At 65.8% G+C, this 15,873-nt stretch carries 11 protein-coding genes; 2 read left to right on the top strand and 9 right to left on the bottom strand.

What is annotated here, in order from left to right; translation table 11 throughout:
• The 9 genes from C8C95_RS20540 to C8C95_RS20580 all read right to left on the bottom strand — a co-directional run bounded on the left by C8C95_RS20540 (window position 1) and on the right by C8C95_RS20580 (window position 10,824).
• Window positions 1-1,848 (bottom strand): ABC transporter ATP-binding protein, encoded by a 1,848-nt coding sequence (locus C8C95_RS20540; RefSeq protein ID WP_116749797.1) that lies wholly within the window; start codon window positions 1,846-1,848, stop codon window positions 1-3.
• A gap of 77 nt (window positions 1,849-1,925) precedes the next feature.
• Window positions 1,926-2,393 (bottom strand): CopD family protein, encoded by a 468-nt coding sequence (locus C8C95_RS20545; protein WP_116749798.1) that lies wholly within the window; start codon window positions 2,391-2,393, stop codon window positions 1,926-1,928.
• Window positions 2,394-2,528: 135 nt separating this feature from the next.
• A complete protein-coding gene (locus C8C95_RS20550; protein WP_133246252.1) occupies window positions 2,529-2,849 on the bottom strand; it encodes a hypothetical protein in 321 nt (106 codons plus the stop codon).
• A gap of 21 nt (window positions 2,850-2,870) precedes the next feature.
• Window positions 2,871-4,238 (bottom strand): GGDEF domain-containing protein, encoded by a 1,368-nt coding sequence (locus C8C95_RS20555; RefSeq protein WP_116749800.1) that lies wholly within the window; start codon window positions 4,236-4,238, stop codon window positions 2,871-2,873.
• Window positions 4,239-4,343: 105 nt separating this feature from the next.
• Complete coding sequence (locus C8C95_RS20560; protein ID WP_116749801.1) at window positions 4,344-5,210, bottom strand: isocitrate lyase/PEP mutase family protein; 867 nt, start codon at window positions 5,208-5,210, stop codon at window positions 4,344-4,346.
• Window positions 5,211-5,290: 80 nt separating this feature from the next.
• Entirely contained in the window at window positions 5,291-6,568 is a 1,278-nt protein-coding gene (locus C8C95_RS20565) for a PrpF domain-containing protein (RefSeq protein WP_207780627.1), read from the bottom strand.
• Between the two features lie 35 nt (window positions 6,569-6,603).
• Window positions 6,604-9,240, bottom strand: coding sequence for a Fe/S-dependent 2-methylisocitrate dehydratase AcnD (gene acnD / locus C8C95_RS20570; protein WP_116750388.1), 2,637 nt, complete (start codon window positions 9,238-9,240; stop codon window positions 6,604-6,606).
• A gap of 34 nt (window positions 9,241-9,274) precedes the next feature.
• Window positions 9,275-10,432, bottom strand: coding sequence for a 2-methylcitrate synthase (gene prpC / locus C8C95_RS20575; protein ID WP_116749802.1), 1,158 nt, complete (start codon window positions 10,430-10,432; stop codon window positions 9,275-9,277).
• Complete coding sequence (locus C8C95_RS20580) at window positions 10,429-10,824, bottom strand: hotdog domain-containing protein (RefSeq protein ID WP_116749803.1); 396 nt, start codon at window positions 10,822-10,824, stop codon at window positions 10,429-10,431. Before C8C95_RS20580 ends, prpC begins: the two co-directional genes overlap by 4 nt.
• Before the next feature lie 134 nt (window positions 10,825-10,958).
• Here C8C95_RS20580 and C8C95_RS20585 point away from each other — a divergent pair, with 134 nt between their 5' ends.
• A complete protein-coding gene (locus C8C95_RS20585) occupies window positions 10,959-12,410 on the top strand; it encodes a short-chain fatty acyl-CoA regulator family protein (protein ID WP_116750389.1) in 1,452 nt (483 codons plus the stop codon).
• Window positions 12,411-12,681: 271 nt separating this feature from the next.
• Window positions 12,682-15,777, top strand: coding sequence for an EAL domain-containing protein (locus C8C95_RS20590; RefSeq protein WP_116749804.1), 3,096 nt, complete (start codon window positions 12,682-12,684; stop codon window positions 15,775-15,777).
• Window positions 15,778-15,873 lie beyond the last annotated feature (96 nt).

A 15,873-nucleotide genomic window follows, 5' to 3' on the forward strand; every position in this document is an offset into this window, starting at 1 on the left:
TCAGTCTTCTTCCGATTCGCCCAGGAACCCGCCGCTCTGGTGGCCCCACAGCCGGGCATACACGCCGCCCTGGCCCAGCAGCTGGGCGTGTGTGCCTTCTTCCACAATGCGGCCCGCGTCCATCACGATGAGGCGGTCCATGGCGGCAATGGTGGACAGGCGGTGGGCAATGGCGATCACCGTCTTGCCCTGCATCAAGCCGTCCAGGCTTTGCTGGATGGCCGCTTCCACCTCGGAGTCGAGCGCGCTGGTGGCTTCGTCCAGCAGCAGGATGGGCGCGTCTTTCAGCATCACGCGTGCAATGGCCACACGCTGGCGCTGGCCACCCGAGAGCTTGACGCCGCGCTCGCCCACATGGGCGTCGTAGCCGGTGCGGCCCTGCAGGTCAGTGAGTGTGGCGATGAAGTCTGCGGCCTCTGCACGCGCGGCCGCCTGGTGCAGGTCGGCCTCGCTGGCATCGGGGCGGCCGTACAGGATGTTGTCGCGCATGGAGCGGTGCAGCAACGAGGTGTCCTGCGTGACCATGCCGATGTGGCGGCGCAGGCTGTCTTGGGTCACGTGGGCAATGTCCTGCCCATCGATGAGAATGCGGCCCGACTGCACATCGTGAAAGCGCAGCAGCAGGTTGACCAGCGTGGACTTGCCCGCGCCCGACCGGCCAATCAGGCCGATCTTCTCGCCGGGGCGGATGGTGAGGTTGAGGCGGTCGATGACCGGACGGGCATCGGGGCCGCTGCCGTAGGCAAAGCTCATGTCCTCAAAGCGTACCTCGCCTTGGGTCACGACCAGGGGCTTGGCATCGGGGGCATCGACCACGGCACGCGGTCGGGTCAGTGTGTTGATGCCGTCCTGGATGGTGCCCACGCTTTCAAACAGGGTGGTCATCTCCCACATCACCCAGTGCGCGTGGCCCGATACGCGCAGCGTCATCGCGGTGACGGCCGCCACGGCACCCGCACCCACCTCGCCGGCAGACCATAGCCACAAGGCCGTGCCACAGGCGCCGAGAATCATGGCCACCACCAGCAGCTGGTTGACGATCTCGAACAGGCTCACCAGGCGCATCTGCGCATAGCCGGTCAGCTTGAACGCGTCCATGGCGGCACGCGCGAATTCGGATTCGCGCCGCGTGTGCGAGAACAGCTTGACGGTGGCAATGTTGGTGTATGCGTCGGTGATGCGCCCGGTCATCACCGAGCGCGCGTCGGCCTGCGCCTTGCCCACCTGGCCCAGGCGCGGCACAAAGTACCAGCAGGCCAGGCCATAGGCCACCATCCACGCGGCAAACGGCAGCAGCAGCCGCGCGTCAAACCCGGCCAGCAGCACAAGGATGGTCACCAGGTAGATGCCCATGCCAATCACCACGTCGGTGGTCGTGAAGATCATGTCGCGCACGGCCAGCGCGGTCTGCATGATCTTGGTGGTGATGCGGCCCGCAAACTCGTCGGCGTAGAACGCCATGCTCTGGCCCAGCATCAGCCGGTGAAAGTTCCAGCGCAGCCGCAGCGGAAAGTTGATGGCCAGCACCTGGTGCTTGATGCTGGTCTGCAAGGCGACCAGCACCACCGATACCAGCAGCAGCGCAGTGATGCCGATCAGCGCCGCTTTGCGTTCGGCCCATAGCGTGCCCGGAGACCCGGACGTGGAGATCCAGTCCACCACCACGCCCAACACGGCAAACAGCAGGGCTTCGTAAATGGCAATGGCTGCGGACAAACCTGCCATGGCGGCCACGTAGCCACGCAGGCCACGGGTGCCGTCCCACACAAAAGCCAAAAAGGCCTTGGGGGGCAAGTGCGGCTCTGCAGCGGGGTAGGGGGGAAGCCGGCTTTCGAAAAAACGGAACAACGTCAAAACTCCTGGGGCCACGCGGTGCGTGCTGCCGCGCGGGGCAGCAGCCTGCGGGCCCATCCAATCAATAGACCCTAGACCAGCAGCGTGACCACGACGATCACCACACCCAGCGCCAGGTTCACGCCCACCCAGCTGCGGATGCTGCCCAGGGCCTTGGCGCCGCTGGGCCAGTCCGACGCTGCCACGGCACGCTGCAGGCGCCGGAACAACGCAAAGCGGATATGGCCGAAGATGGCCATCATCACCAGGCCGAGCGTGGCCATGATGGTCCAGTCCAGTGGCATGGAGAACACACCGCCCGTCTGAACGGCCTGCTTGGCCGCGCGGCCGATCATCCACAGGCCGCTGCCCAGCACCAGCACCACGGCGGCAGTGACTGCCGCAAAGAAGCGCTGCAGCACGTCATGCATCAGCCGCACGCGCTGCGGGGGCTCCAGCGACTGCGCGGCAGGCCGCAGAAAAAAATGGGCGAACACCATGCCCCCCACCCACACGATGATGGACAGGACATGGACAAGCTTCAAGGCGTTGTAGAGCATGGGTGCGTGGCGCTGGGCGCCGAGTGTGATGAAGTGACCCAGGGATGGGCCAGAGCATCCGGCCGGGGGGTTGCGAATGCCAGGCCGCATTGTGCGGTGATATGCCTGCGGCGGTGAACCTCGACCCAAGAACCCCTATGTGTCTGCGTGGCCATGTGGCTTGTGCAAGAGTGCCTTGGCCAGGCGCCACATTGGGGGCAGCAGCAGGGCCGTGACCATGGGCACCCACACGGCCAGATAGCACCAGCTGGCCGGCCCGCTGTGGCCCACGCTTTCGATGCCTGTCGTGCGCTCCACCCATGACCACACCGGATAGAGCATCAGCGTGACGGCAAGGGCCACCGGCAAGGCCGCCACAGCCAGACCCAACCGCACCGCGCACTGCAGTACAAGCGGCTTGGTCCCGTTGTATGCCCCCACCGAAGTCGCCTCAGAGCCAGGGACGGACGTGTGCAAGTCGGGCTGGCATCACGGACATCAGGAATGCAGGGGCGCCAGCGCCACCCGCACCTGGTTGCCGCCGTTGCGCTTGGACAGGTACATGGCTTCGTCGGCGTGGCCCAGCAGGCGGTGCTCTTCGCCACCATGCTCGGGGTAGATGGCCACGCCAATGCTGGGCTGGATGTACAGACGCTGGCCTTCGAGGTCGAAATCCTGACCAAAGGCCGCGAGTATCTTGTCGGCCACCGCACAGGCGTGCTCACGGGCCTGGCCGCCTTCGAGCAGCACCACAAATTCATCGCCCCCCAGCCGCGCCACGGTGTCGGATGCACGCACGCATTCGAGCAGCCGCTGCGCCACCCGCTGCAGAAGCAGGTCGCCCATGGCGTGGCCCAGCGTGTCGTTCACTTCCTTGAACCGGTCGAGGTCAATGAACAGCAGCGACAGCAGCGTCTGGTGGCGCCGCGCGCGGGCCAGGGCCGTCTTGAGCCGGTCCAGAAACAGTTGGCGGTTGGGCAAGTGCGTGAGCTGGTCGTACTGCGCCATATGTTCAAGGCGCTCATACATCTGCTTGCGTTCAATGGCGGCCGCTACCTGGGTGGAGACGAACTGCAGCAGCTCCTTGTCCTTGTCGGTGTAGCGGCCTTGTTCGGTGTAGCTTTGCAGCACCAGTGCTCCCAAGGGGCCACGCTGCGTCTGCAAGGGCACACCCAGCCAATACAGCGGCGCCTGCGTGGCATGCGCTGCAGCGCGCCAGTGCGTGGCCTTTGCTACCGACGAGTCCGGCGTGAGCAGCAAGGTGGCACCGCCACGGATCACCTCCGCATAGCGCGGGTCCTCGGCCAGCGCCATGGGTTCGGGCGCGGGCAGGTGCTCGTTGACGTGGTACGGAAAGCTCAGCTGGTCATCGTGCGGGTTGTACAGGGCCACCGCAAAATTGGTGGCGGGCAACAGGCCGCCCACGATCTGGTGAATGTGCTGGAACAGGGCCTGCAGGTTGTGTGTGGTGTGCGCGGCTTCGGAGATGGCGTAGATCACCGCCTGCATCGACTCGGTGGCCTTGCGCGCGGTGATGTCGTGGGCCACGGCCAGCCGCACCTGCTTGTCGGGCAGCCAGCGGGCCGTCCAGCGGATGTGGGCGATGGAGCCATCCTTGCGCACGTAGCGGTTTTCAAACTGCAGCTGCAGCTCACCCTGCGTCACGTTGTGGGCCTGTCGTTGGGTGGCGGGCAGGTCGTCGGGGTGCACCATGTCCAGCATGCGCTTGCCAATCACTTCGTCGGGGGTATACCCAAAGATGCGCTCGAACGCTGAACTGACAAACACAATCGAGCTGTCTACCCGCACGATGCAGACGGCGTCGAGCAACAGGTCCACCAGGTTCAACGAAGAAATGCTTTGCATGGTGCAGCGCGCACGGTGTGCTGGAAAGACCCATTGTGCCCGGCACCGGAGGCTTGTGCGGCCTTGAAGGCAAAAACGCGACGGGTTCTTGCCCCGGGGGTGACACTAAGGCCTGGCGTACTTCGCTTCCAGCGTATCCCAGTCGGCTTTGCGCACCAGCCGCTGGCGCTCTGCAAACGGCGCGACCAGTGCGGGGTCTTCGTCAATGCTCTGCGCGTCGCGCAGCACGGTCAAGGCCTTTTGCATGCCAGCCAACGCGCCCTGCAACGCTGCGTTGGCGTACAGCACCAGGCCATAGCCCAAGCCGGCGAGTTCTTCGGCGCTGGTGATGGGGGTCTTGCCTCCGATCACCATGTTCATCAACTGTGGCGCCGCCAGCCGCTGGGGCAGGGCGCGGATCTCTTCCAGCGTGGTGACGGCCTCCACAAACAGGATGTCCGCGCCCGCCTCCTCAAAGCGCTGGGCGCGCTCCACGGCGGCCTCGAAGCCCTGGGTGGCGCAGGCGTCGGTGCGGGCCAGGATGAGGGTGTCCGCATCACGGCGCGCATCCACGGCGGCTTTGATCTTGCCCAGCATCTCGTCGGTACTGATCACGTCCTTGCCGTTGAAATGCCCGCAGCGCTTGGGGCTGACCTGGTCTTCGAGCTGGATACAGTCGGCCCCCGCGCGCTCCAGCACACGCACCGCATGGTAGGTGTTGAGGGCGTTGCCAAAACCCGTGTCGGCATCGACGATGAGCGGCAGCTCCACCGCGTCGCGGATGCGTGCGGTGTGGTCGGCAATGTCGGTCAGGCCCATGAAGGCCTGGTCGGGGAGGCCGAACCACATGTTGGTCACGCCAGCGCCGGTGACGTAGAGGGCTTCAAAGCCCAGGTCGGCCACCACGCGGGCGGAGAGGGCGTTGAAAGCGCCGGGCACGATGACGCCCCGGCGAGCCTGGGCCAGGGCTTTGAGTTGTTGTCTGGTGTTCATGGTTGGGGTGGTGAACTGGGTTGCTATATGTTTGATAGCTATTGGCGCATGATTCACTAGCGCATCAAGCCATTTATGCTTTAAAAAATGTCGCCCGGCACCCGCACCCAGCCTTCCATCAGGATGCGGGCGCTGCGGCTCATCAGGGCCTTGGTCACCTTCCACTGGCCGTTGATCTGCGCTGCTTCAGCCCCCACACGCAAGGTGCCCGAGGGGTGGCCAAACCGCACGCTGCTGCGCACACCACCACCCGCTGCCAGGTTGACCAGCGTGCCGGGGATGGCTGCCGCCGTGCCAATGGCCACCGCTGCCGTGCCCATCATGGCGTGGTGCAGCTGGCCCATGGAGAGCGCGCGCACCAGCAGGTCGATGTCCTTGGCGTCAATGGCTTTGCCGCTGGATGCGGTGTAGCTCGCAGGCGGCGCGACAAACGCGATCTTGGGCGTGTGCTGGCGCGTGGCGGCCTCGCTCACGTGCTGGATCAGGCCCATGCGCAGGGCGCCGTATGCACGGATCGTCTCGAAGCGCGCCAGTGCCGCCGCATCGCCGTTGATGGCCCGCTGCAGCTCGGTGCCGGTGTAACCCAGCTCTTGTGCATTGAGAAAGAGGGTGGGGATGCCCGCGTTGATCAGCGTGGCGGCAAAGCTGCCGACCCCGGGCACCTCCAACGTGTCCACCACGTTGCCCGTCGGGAATAACGCCCCCACGCTCCCCACTGCGTGTGGTTCGCTGCCCCCCGAGGGGGCCCTCGCCAGCTTGGGGCGGCCCGGCGCTGTCGAGATGGCTCCCCCATCATCGCCATCGTCCGCCGGGTCCATGAACTCCAGCGCCACCTCGGCGGCGGCAAAAGTCACGCCGTCCAGTTCAAAGTCACCCGTTTCTTGCACCTGCCCCTGGGTAATGGGCACATGCGCGACGATGGTCTTGCCGATGTTGGCCTGCCAGATGCGAACCGGAAAGGTGCCGTTCTGTGGAATGCGCGCCGCATCGATCAGCCCCATGTGGATGGCGCACGGCCCCACCGCAGCCGACAGGTTGCCGCAGTTGCCGCTCCAGTCCACAAAGGGCTGGTCTACGGATACCTGCCCAAACAGGTAGTCCACGTCGTGGCCCGGCCGCGTGCTGCGCGACAGGATCACCGCTTTGCTGGTGCTCGATGACGCATTGCCCATGCCGTCGATCTGCTTGCCGTACGGATCAGGGCTGCCCTGCACGCGCAGCAGCAACGCGTCCCGCGCCGGGCCGGGTTGCTGGGCGGGGGCGGGCAGGTCGTCAAGGCGAAAGAACACGCCTTTGCTGGTGCCGCCCCGCAGGTAGGTGGCGGGGATGCGTATCTGTGGTGCGGAGTGGATGCTCATGAAGAAATATCAAATTTAATAGCGCACAGTGCTTTCTAGGCAGGCGCAAGAGCCTGTTTTTGGTCTGCATTCTTGGCAAGAAAGTCTTGCGCAAAGCGCTGCAGCACGCCGCCCGCCTGGTAGATCGAGACCTCTTCGGCGGTGTCGAGTCGGCATGTCATGGGCACCTTGGTTTCCTCGCCATTCTTGCGGTGGATGACCAGGGTGAGGTCGGCACGGGGTTGCATGTCTCCCTCCACGCCATACACCTCCGTCCCATCCAGCCCCAGCGTGATGCGGTTGACCCCCGCCTCAAACTCCAGCGGCAGCACCCCCATGCCAATCAGGTTGGTGCGGTGGATGCGCTCGAAGCCCTCGGCCACCACCACCTCCACACCCGCCAGCCGGACGCCCTTGGCGGCCCAGTCGCGGCTCGACCCCTGGCCGTAGTCGGCACCGGCAATGATGATGAGCGGCTGGCGGCGGTTCAGATAGGTTTCCATGGCCTCCCACATGCGCATGACCCGGCCTTCGGGCTCCACGCGGGCGAGCGATCCCTTTTTCACTTTGCCATCCACCACGGCCATCTCGTTGACGAGCTGCGGGTTGGCAAACGTGGCGCGCATGGCGGTGAGGTGGTCGCCCCGATGCGTGGCGTAGGAGTTGAAGTCCTCCTCGGGCACGCCCATGTGGGCCAGGTATTCGCCCGCTGCGCTGTCCGGCAGGATGGCGTTTGAGGGTGACAGGTGGTCGGTGGTGATGTTGTCAGGCAGGAGGGCCAGCGGGCGCATGCTCGTCAAAGTGCGCGGGTGGGCGGCCAGTGCGCCGATGCCCTCGGTGTCCCAGTAGGGCGGGCGGCGGATGTAGGTGGACTGTGGGCGCCAGTCGTACTGGGGCGAAACCCTCTGGCCATCGTCGTGTCGGATGGCGAACATGGGTTCGTACACTGCGCGGTATTGCGCGGGCTTCACGGCAGTTTTCACCACGGCGTCGATTTCTTCGTCACTGGGCCACAGGTCCTTGAGGCGAATCGCCTGGCCGTCCACCACCGCCAGCACGTCCTTTTCGATGTCAAAACGCACCGTGCCCGCAATCGCATAGGCCACGACCAGCGGGGGCGAGGCCAGGAAGGCCTGCTTGGCATAGGGGTGGATGCGCCCGTCGAAATTGCGGTTGCCAGAGAGCACGGCGGTGGCGTAGAGGTCGCGGTCGATGATCTCCTGCTGGATGGCAGGGTCGAGCGCACCCGACATCCCGTTGCAGGTGGTGCAGGCAAAGGCCACGATGCCAAAGCCGAGCTTTTCCAGGTCGGCCAGCAAACCCGCTTCCTTCAGATACAGCTCCACCGCCTTGGAGCCGGGCGCCAGCGAGGTCTTGACCCACGGCTTGCGCGTGAGGCCCAGCCGGTTGGCGTTGCGCGCCAGCAGCGCGGCGGCGATCACGTTGCGCGGGTTGGAGGTGTTGGTGCAGCTGGTGATGGCGGCAATGACCACAGCGCCATCGGGCATCGTGCCGTCCTGTGGTGCGGGCATGTCCCAGGGGCCCGCGATGCCTTGGGCCGTCAGGTCGGACGTGGCCACGCGCGCATGCGGGTTGGAGGGGCCGGCCAGGTTGCGCACCACGCTCGACAGGTCGAACACCAGGTTGCGCGCGTAGACCGCGCCTTTGAGGGTGTCTGACCACAATCCCGCTGCCTTGGCATACGCCTCGACCCGCTTCACTTGTTCCGCCTCGCGGCCCGTCAGCGTCAGATACTCCAGCGTCTGTTCGTCGATGCTGAACAAGGCCGCCGTGGCGCCGTATTCGGGCGCCATGTTCGAGATGGTGGCGCGGTCGCCAATCGTGAGCTTGGCGGCGCCTTCGCCAAAGAACTCCAGGTAGGCGCCCACCACCTTGGCCTTGCGCAAAAACTCGGTGAGCGCCAGCACCACATCGGTGGCGGTGATGCCGTCCTGGCGCTGGCCGGTCAGCTGCACGCCCACGATCTCGGGCAGCCGCATCATCGATGCGCGCCCCAGCATCACATTCTCGGCCTCCAGGCCGCCCACGCCGATGGCGATCACGCCCAGGGCGTCCACATGCGGTGTGTGGCTGTCGGTGCCCACGCAGGTGTCGGGGTAGGCCACGCCCCGGTCGGCATGGACTACGGGCGACATCTTTTCCAGATTGATCTGGTGCATGATCCCGTTCCCCGCCGGGATCACATCCACGTTGGCGAAGGCTTTTTTGGTCCACTCGATGAAGTGGAAGCGGTCCTCGTTGCGGCGGTCTTCGATGGCGCGGTTCTTGGCGAAGGCGTCGGGGTCGAACCCGCCACACTCCACGGCCAGCGAGTGGTCCACGATGAGCTGCACTGGCACCACGGGGTTCACTTGGGCCGGGTCGCCGCCCTCCTTGGCAATCGCATCGCGCAGGCCCGCCAGATCCACCAGCGCCGTCTGACCCAGGATGTCGTGGCACACCACGCGCGCCGGGTACCAGGGGAAGTCGCGGTCGCTGCGGCGCTCGACGAGCTGGCGCAGGCAGTCGTTGACGGTGGCCGGATCGGCGCGGCGCACGATGTTTTCGGCAAACACGCGGGCGGTGTAGGGCAGGGTGGCCCAGGCGGCGGGTTGCAGGGCATTGACGGCCTCGCTGGCGTCGAAGTAGTCCAGCTGCGTGCCGGGCAGTGGCTTGCGGTACAGGGTGTTCATGGCCATGGGGCTGGGTACTGGGTCGTCTTGATTTTTATTTGCGGTCCTGGATCGGGACAAACGCCAGGTCTTCGGGCCCGGTGTAGTTCGCGCTGGGGCGGATGATCTTGTTGTCGATGCGTTGCTCGATGATGTGCGCCGCCCAGCCGCTGGTGCGCGCAATGACGAACAGCGGCGTGAACATGGCGGTGGGCACACCCATCATGTGGTAGCTCACGGCGCTGAACCAGTCGAGGTTGGGGAACATCTTTTTCACCTCCCACATCACGGTCTCCAGCCGCTCGGCAATGTCATACATCTTGGTGCTGCCAGCCTCTTGCGACAAGTTGTGCGCAACGCCTTTGATGACCACATTGCGCGGGTCGCTCACGGTGTAGACCGGGTGGCCGAAGCCGATGACCACCTCCTTGGCCTCCACGCGGCGGCGGATGTCGGCCTCAGCCTCATCGGGCGAGTCATAGCGCTTCTGAATTTCAAACGCTACTTCATTTGCACCACCATGCTTGGGGCCCCGCAGCGCGCCGATGGCGCCGGTGATGGCCGAATACATGTCACTGCCCGTGCCGGCCACCACGCGGGCGGTGAAGGTGCTGGCGTTGAACTCGTGCTCGGCATACAGGTTGAGCGAGGTGTGCATGGCACGCTCCCAGGCAGCGCTGGGTTTGGTGCCATGCAGCAGGTGCAAGAAGTGCGCACCGATGGAGTCGTCATCGGTTTCCACCTCGATGCGGCGGCCCGAGCTGGCCCAGTGGTGCCAATAGAGCAGCATGGAGCCCAGTGATGCCATCAACCGGTCGGCAATGTCGCGCGCGCCCGGCAGGTTGTGGTCGTCCTTTTCAGGCAGCGCACAGCCCAGGGCCGAGACGCCCGTGCGCATCACGTCCATGGGGTGGCTGGCGGCGGGCAGTTGCTCCAGCGCCTGCTTCACACTCATCGGCAGGCCACGCAGGGCCTTGAGCTTGGACTTGTAGGCACGCAGTTCGGCGCGTGTGGGCAGCTTGCCGTGCACCAGCAGGTGGGCGATTTCTTCAAACTCGCAGACCTCGGCAATGTCGAGGATGTCGTAGCCCCGGTAGTGCAGGTCGTTGCCCGTGCGGCCTACGGTGCACAGGGCGGTGTTGCCCGCCGCCACGCCCGAGAGCGCGACGGACTTCTTGGGCTTGAAGCCCGGGGTTTCAATGGTGGTAGTCATGCGGTCTCCTGGTTTACATGTGTGTTGGTGATGGCAGCGGGGCGGCCTTTTCCATCCACCGCCACCATTTCAAAAATTCCCTTCAGCACTTCGTCCTGGGGCGAACCCAGCGTGGCGGCCAGACCGGTCACGCACACGGTGAGCGAGCTGCGGCCGACGCGGGTGACCCAGGCGCGCAGCGTGAGCACATGGCCCACGGGCACAGGGGCCAGAAAACGCACGTCGGTCACGCCCGCCATCACCACGTCGCGCGCTGCGGCGCCGCGCGCTGCCAGAAACGCCGCCTTGGCCATGAGCTGCAGGGCGTTGCCGCCAAACAGCGTGCCGTAGTGATTGGCTTCGGCGGGGAACACGATTTCCGTCAGCTCGACGGTGCCAGTGGGGGTTGTCATACTTCGCAATTTACGCACAATGGCATCACTCTGTAGGTCCTGAATTGGCGAATGATTGCGAATAAAAAACCGTCAATTTGCAAATATTGCGAATGATGGTGAAGGTGCTACCAGGCGCCGCTGAGAAAGATGGAATGAAAAAAACCTTCATGGGTGTGCGCTTGCGCCGCCTGCGCGAAGAGCGCGGCATGACCCAGATTGCGCTGGCGCGGGCGCTGGACCTGTCGGCCAGCTACCTCAACCAGCTGGAGCAGAACCAGCGCCCGCTCACGGTGCCCGTGCTGCTCAAGATCAATGCTGTATTCGGTGTGGACGTGCAGCGCTTCTCAGACGACGATGAGGCGCGCCTGATCACTGGCCTGCGCGAGGTGCTGGCGGACCTGCCTGCGGGGCTGGGCGGAGACGGCGCTGGCGATGCCGTGTCCTTGGCCGAGATCCGCGAGCTGGCTGCAGGCATGCCCGCCGTGGCGCGCACGCTGCTGGCGCTGCATCAGCGGCACCGCCAGGCGCTGGAGCGGCTGGCGGCCCTGGGTAACGACCGCAGCGGTGAGGGCGTGTTGGCCCCGCACCCACCTATGGCCTATGAAGAAGTGCGCGACTTCTTCTTTGCGCGCCAGAACCACATTGCCGAGCTGGACGATGCTGCCGAACGCTGTGCCGTTGAATGGGGCCTGCTGCCCGGCCGGGCCGATGAGGCGCTGGCCCAACGCCTGCTCGTGGCCCACGGGGTGCGCGTGGTGGATGTGGCCGACCTGCCTGGGCAGGCGCAACGGGTATTCCAGGCCGATGCCGGCGTGCTGCAGCTGGCGGCGGGCCTGGAGCGAGGGCAGCGGGCGTTTCAGATGGCGACGCAGCTGGCGTTTCTGGAGCAGGGCGCCGAGCTGCAACGTTTGGCCGCTGGCGCTGGGCTGTCGAGCGACCAGGCCCGGGCGCTGGCGCGCATCGGTCTGGCCAACTACTTTGCGGGGGCGCTGGTGCTGCCCTACACGGCCTTTTTGCAGGCGGCCGAAGCGGCGCATTACGACATCGACCGACTGGGCCAGCAGTTTGGTGTGGGCTTCGAGACCGTGTGCCATCGCTTGTCCACCTTGCAACGCCCCAGCGCGCGCGGCGTGCCGTTCTTCTTCATCCGGGTAGACCGGGCGGGCAACATCAGCAAGCGGCAGTCGGCCACACACTTTCACTTCAGCAAGATCGGTGGCACCTGCCCACTGTGGAATGTGTACGAGGCCTTCGCACAGCCCGGGCGCATCGTGCCGCAGGTGGCGCGCATGCCCGATGGCCGCGCCTACCTCTGGGTGGCGCGCGTGGTATCGCGCAGCGGCGGCGGCTGGGGCGTGCCCGGCAAGGAGTTCTCCGTAGCCCTGGGTTGTGACATCCGCCACGCGCCGCAGCTGGTGTATTCACGCGGGCTGGACCTGGCCAACCCCGAGGCCGCCGTCCCTATCGGCATGGGCTGCAAGGTGTGCGAGCGAGACGCCTGTCCGCAACGCGCGTTTCCGCCCATCGGGCGGGCGTTGGATGTGAATGAAAACCACAGCCGTTTCGCGCCGTACCCCGTGGCGCCAGGGGCGGTTGTCGGGTAAACCCGTGGGCGTTCTGGTGGCGAAATATGCTCATCATTTCATAGCTTGTGAGGTAAGTCGCTGTGGCGCTAGAGGCACTTTTTTCTTAAATTTTTCGCCGTAACCAAATGTTGGCTCCACAGTGGCTGGATTGCCGCTATCCTGCGCAATTTGCATGGTGTCTGGTCGGCTCCCCGGCCAGCAAAGCAAAGGCACGTCTCTGACTTCTTCCACTGCTTCCCCGCTGGCTGCCCTGGCCCCCCCAAGCCGCTATCGGCATTGGGTGGCGGGCATGGGTGTGGCCGTTCTGGGGTTGGTGGTGAGCCTGTGGCTGGCGCAACACCAGGCCGCGTCGACGGCGCAGATCGAAGAAGCGCGCTTCACCCAGGAGACGCGGGCGTTTACCGAGGCGCTGAGCCAGCGCATTGCCGGTCACACCGAGGTGGTCAACGGCCTGCGGGGCCTGTTCACGGCCAACCCCCGCTTGTCGCGCCTGGACTTTGAACGGGCCGCCAGCGAGATGGAGGTGGGCCAGCGCTACCCTGGTGTTCGCAACCTGTCTTTCACGCGCTGGGTGCCTGGGCGTGAGCGCGAGGCCTACGAGGCCAGGGTGAAGGCGGACACATCGTTGTCACCCGACGGTTTGCCCCAGTTCAAGATCCACCCACCCGGCGAGCGTGCCGAGTACTTCGTGGCCGAGTATCTCTGGCCCATGTTCGGCAATGAAGGGGTGCTGGGCCTGGATATCAGTGCCCAGCCCGCCAACCTGGCCGCCATGCGCTACAGCCGCGACAGCGGACAGACCGTGGTGTCGGCTCCATTCGATCTGCTGCAGGAGACAACACATCGCGCAGGCATCGTCATCCGCGTGCCGGTGTTCGACCCCACCGCCGGCACGGCCGAGCAGCGTTTTGTGGGCGCGGTGGCGTCCACCCTGCGGGTCTATGACCTGGTGCAGGGGCTGGGCAGCCAGGGGTTTCTGAACGGCATCGCCGTCGCCATGGCGGACCTGGGGCCGGTGCGCCCGGATTCGGGCGATGCCATGGTGCGCCCCCTGCTGGAGCAGACGGCCCCGGGCCTGCCCGGTGTGCGGCCCCTGGTGCGTGAGCTGGGGGTGCATGACCGGCGCTGGCAGCTGACCTTCTACCCGACCCGGTCGTTCCTGACGGCGTCGGAAACGCGCTTGCCGTGGCTGGCCGGGCTGGCGGCCGCGGTGGTGTCGTTGTTGCTGGCTTCCGTCGTGGCCCTGCTGGTGCGCCAGCGCACGCTGGCGCTGGTGCGCGCCCAGCTGTCCGACGATGCCCGGCGCGAGAGTGAGGAGCGGTTCCGTGCGCTCTTCAACCAGGCCACCGTGGGTGTCGCCCAGGTGGACTCGGCCACGGGCCAGTTTGTGCGCGTCAACCAGCGCTACGCCGACATCCTGGGGTACAGCCCGGAGGAAATGGTGGGCATGACCTTTCAGAGCCTCACCCACCCCGATGACCTGGCAGCGGACCTGGCGCAAGTGAGGAGGCTGCAGAGCGGCGATGTGCCCGAGTACCGGCTGGAAAAACGCTACATCCACAAGGATGGGCACGAGGTCTGGGGCGACCTGACCGTGTCGTCGATGTGGGCGTCAGGCTCCGCGCCCGGCCACCACATTGCCGTGGTGCAGGACATCACTGCGCGCAAGCGCATGGAAGAAAACCTCCGGGCCAATGAACAACGCCTGCGCAGCATTCTGGAGCGCCTGCCCATGGGGCTGTGCGTGGTGCAGGACGATGGGCTCATCAGCTTTCGCAACCAGCGGTACGTCCAGATCTGCGGCTACACGCAGGAGGAGGTGCCCGACACCGACACCTGGTGGCAGCGCGCCTACCCTGACGCTGCGGAGCGCGACGCGATCCGCCAGAGGCTGCTGGACACCAGGCACCTCGGCGTGATCCCGCTGGCCGAGTACACGATCCGCTGTGCGGACGGCAAGTACAAGCCGGTGGAGATCTCCGGCATTTTTGTCGAGGGGGGGCGCCTGATCACCATGCAGGACCTGAGCGAGCGCAAAGCCGCCGAGGAAGAGATCAACCAGCTGGCCTACTACGACCCGCTCACCCGCCTGCCCAACCGCCGTCTGCTGATGGACCGGCTGCAGCAGGCGCTGGCCACCAGCGCGCGCCACCAGCGCAGTGGTGCACTGCTGATGCTGGACCTGGACAACTTCAAGACGGTGAACGAAACCCGGGGCCACGACCGGGGCGATGCCTTGCTGTTGCAGGTGGCGCACCGTTTGCGCGGTTGTGTGCATGAAGACGACACCGTGGCCCGACAGGGCGGCGACGAATTTGTGGTGGTGCTGGAAGACCTGGGCGACAGCCCCGAGGAGGCCGCAGCGCGCGCCGAGGACGTAGGTCAGCGCATCCTGGGTGTGCTGCGCGAGCCCTACCAGATCGATGGCGCTGCGCACCACAGCTCGCTGAGCATGGGCGTCACCATTTACAGCGGCACGCGCGAGACTGTGGACGAGCTGCTCAAGCGTGCCGACCTGGCGCTGTACCAGGCCAAGAACGCGGGGCGGGACACCTTGCGCTTTTATGACCCCCAGATGCAGGCTGCGGTCAGCGCCCGCGCCACGCTGGAGCTGGACATGCGGGTGGGCCTGGCCCAGGGCCAGTTTGAGCTGTACTACCAACCCCAGATCGACCACGGCCGCATTACCGGGGCCGAGGCGCTGCTGCGCTGGCGGCACCCGCGTGATGGATTCATCTCGCCCGCGCATTTCATCCCGCTGGCCGAAGAAACCGGCCTGATCCTGCCGTTGGGCGAGTGGGTGCTGCAGGCAGCCTGTCGGCGGCTGGCCGCATGGGCCCAGCAGCCCGACCTTGCCTTGCTGAGCCTGGCCGTGAACGTGAGCCCACGGCAGTTCCACCAAAGCGGCTTTGTCGCCCAGGTGCTCGCGGCGCTGGCGGGTGCGGGGGCTGACGGCCACCAGCTCAAGCTGGAGATGACCGAAGGCCTGCTGCTGCAAGACGTGGAAGACACCATCGACAAAATGGGCCAGCTCAAGGGCTACGGCGTGGGCTTTTCGCTGGACGACTTTGGCACTGGCTATTCGTCGCTGAGCTACCTCAAGCGCCTGCCGCTGGACCAGCTCAAGATCGACCAGAGCTTTGTGCGCGACGTGCTGACCGACCCCAATGACGCGGCGATTGCGCGCACGGTGGTGGCGCTGGGCACCAGCCTGGGCCTGCGCGTGATTGCGGAGGGCGTGGAGACCGAGGCGCAGCGCGAGTTTCTGGAGCGCCACCACTGCCACGCCTGGCAGGGCTACCTGCTCAGCCCCCCCGTGGCAGTGGCGGAGTTTGAGGCGCTGGTGCGCCGAACCAATGGCGCCCTGGACGGGCGCCTTGGATGACGCGGGGCCTGCGGCGTGCGCAGGGTGGCGTGTGTTGCGCGGAGTGCAGGTGGCAACAGGCCGCCGGAAACCCTTTGCAACCGCAGTCTGGCTGCG

This window comes from Acidovorax sp. 99, from assembly GCF_003096455.1.
GTDB lineage: Bacteria > Pseudomonadota > Gammaproteobacteria > Burkholderiales > Burkholderiaceae_C > Acidovorax > Acidovorax delafieldii.

What these genes read in the sequence shown, in the direction of transcription:
- C8C95_RS20580 (WP_116749803.1), bottom strand. Translation starts at nt 10,824, where the DNA reads ATGACAACCCCCACTGGCACCGTCGAGCTGACGGAAATCGTGTTCCCC.
- acnD (WP_116750388.1), bottom strand. Translation starts at nt 9,240, where the DNA reads ATGAACACCCTGTACCGCAAGCCACTGCCCGGCACGCAGCTGGACTAC.
- C8C95_RS20560 (WP_116749801.1), bottom strand. Translation starts at nt 5,210, where the DNA reads ATGAACACCAGACAACAACTCAAAGCCCTGGCCCAGGCTCGCCGGGGC.
- C8C95_RS20585 (WP_116750389.1), top strand. Translation starts at nt 10,959, where the DNA reads ATGAAAAAAACCTTCATGGGTGTGCGCTTGCGCCGCCTGCGCGAAGAG.
- C8C95_RS20565 (WP_207780627.1), bottom strand. Translation starts at nt 6,568, where the DNA reads ATGAGCATCCACTCCGCACCACAGATACGCATCCCCGCCACCTACCTG.
- C8C95_RS20545 (WP_116749798.1), bottom strand. Translation starts at nt 2,393, where the DNA reads ATGCTCTACAACGCCTTGAAGCTTGTCCATGTCCTGTCCATCATCGTG.
- C8C95_RS20555 (WP_116749800.1), bottom strand. Translation starts at nt 4,238, where the DNA reads ATGCAAAGCATTTCTTCGTTGAACCTGGTGGACCTGTTGCTCGACGCC.
- prpC (WP_116749802.1), bottom strand. Translation starts at nt 10,432, where the DNA reads ATGACTACCACCATTGAAACCCCGGGCTTCAAGCCCAAGAAGTCCGTC.
- C8C95_RS20590 (WP_116749804.1), top strand. Translation starts at nt 12,682, where the DNA reads ATGGGTGTGGCCGTTCTGGGGTTGGTGGTGAGCCTGTGGCTGGCGCAA.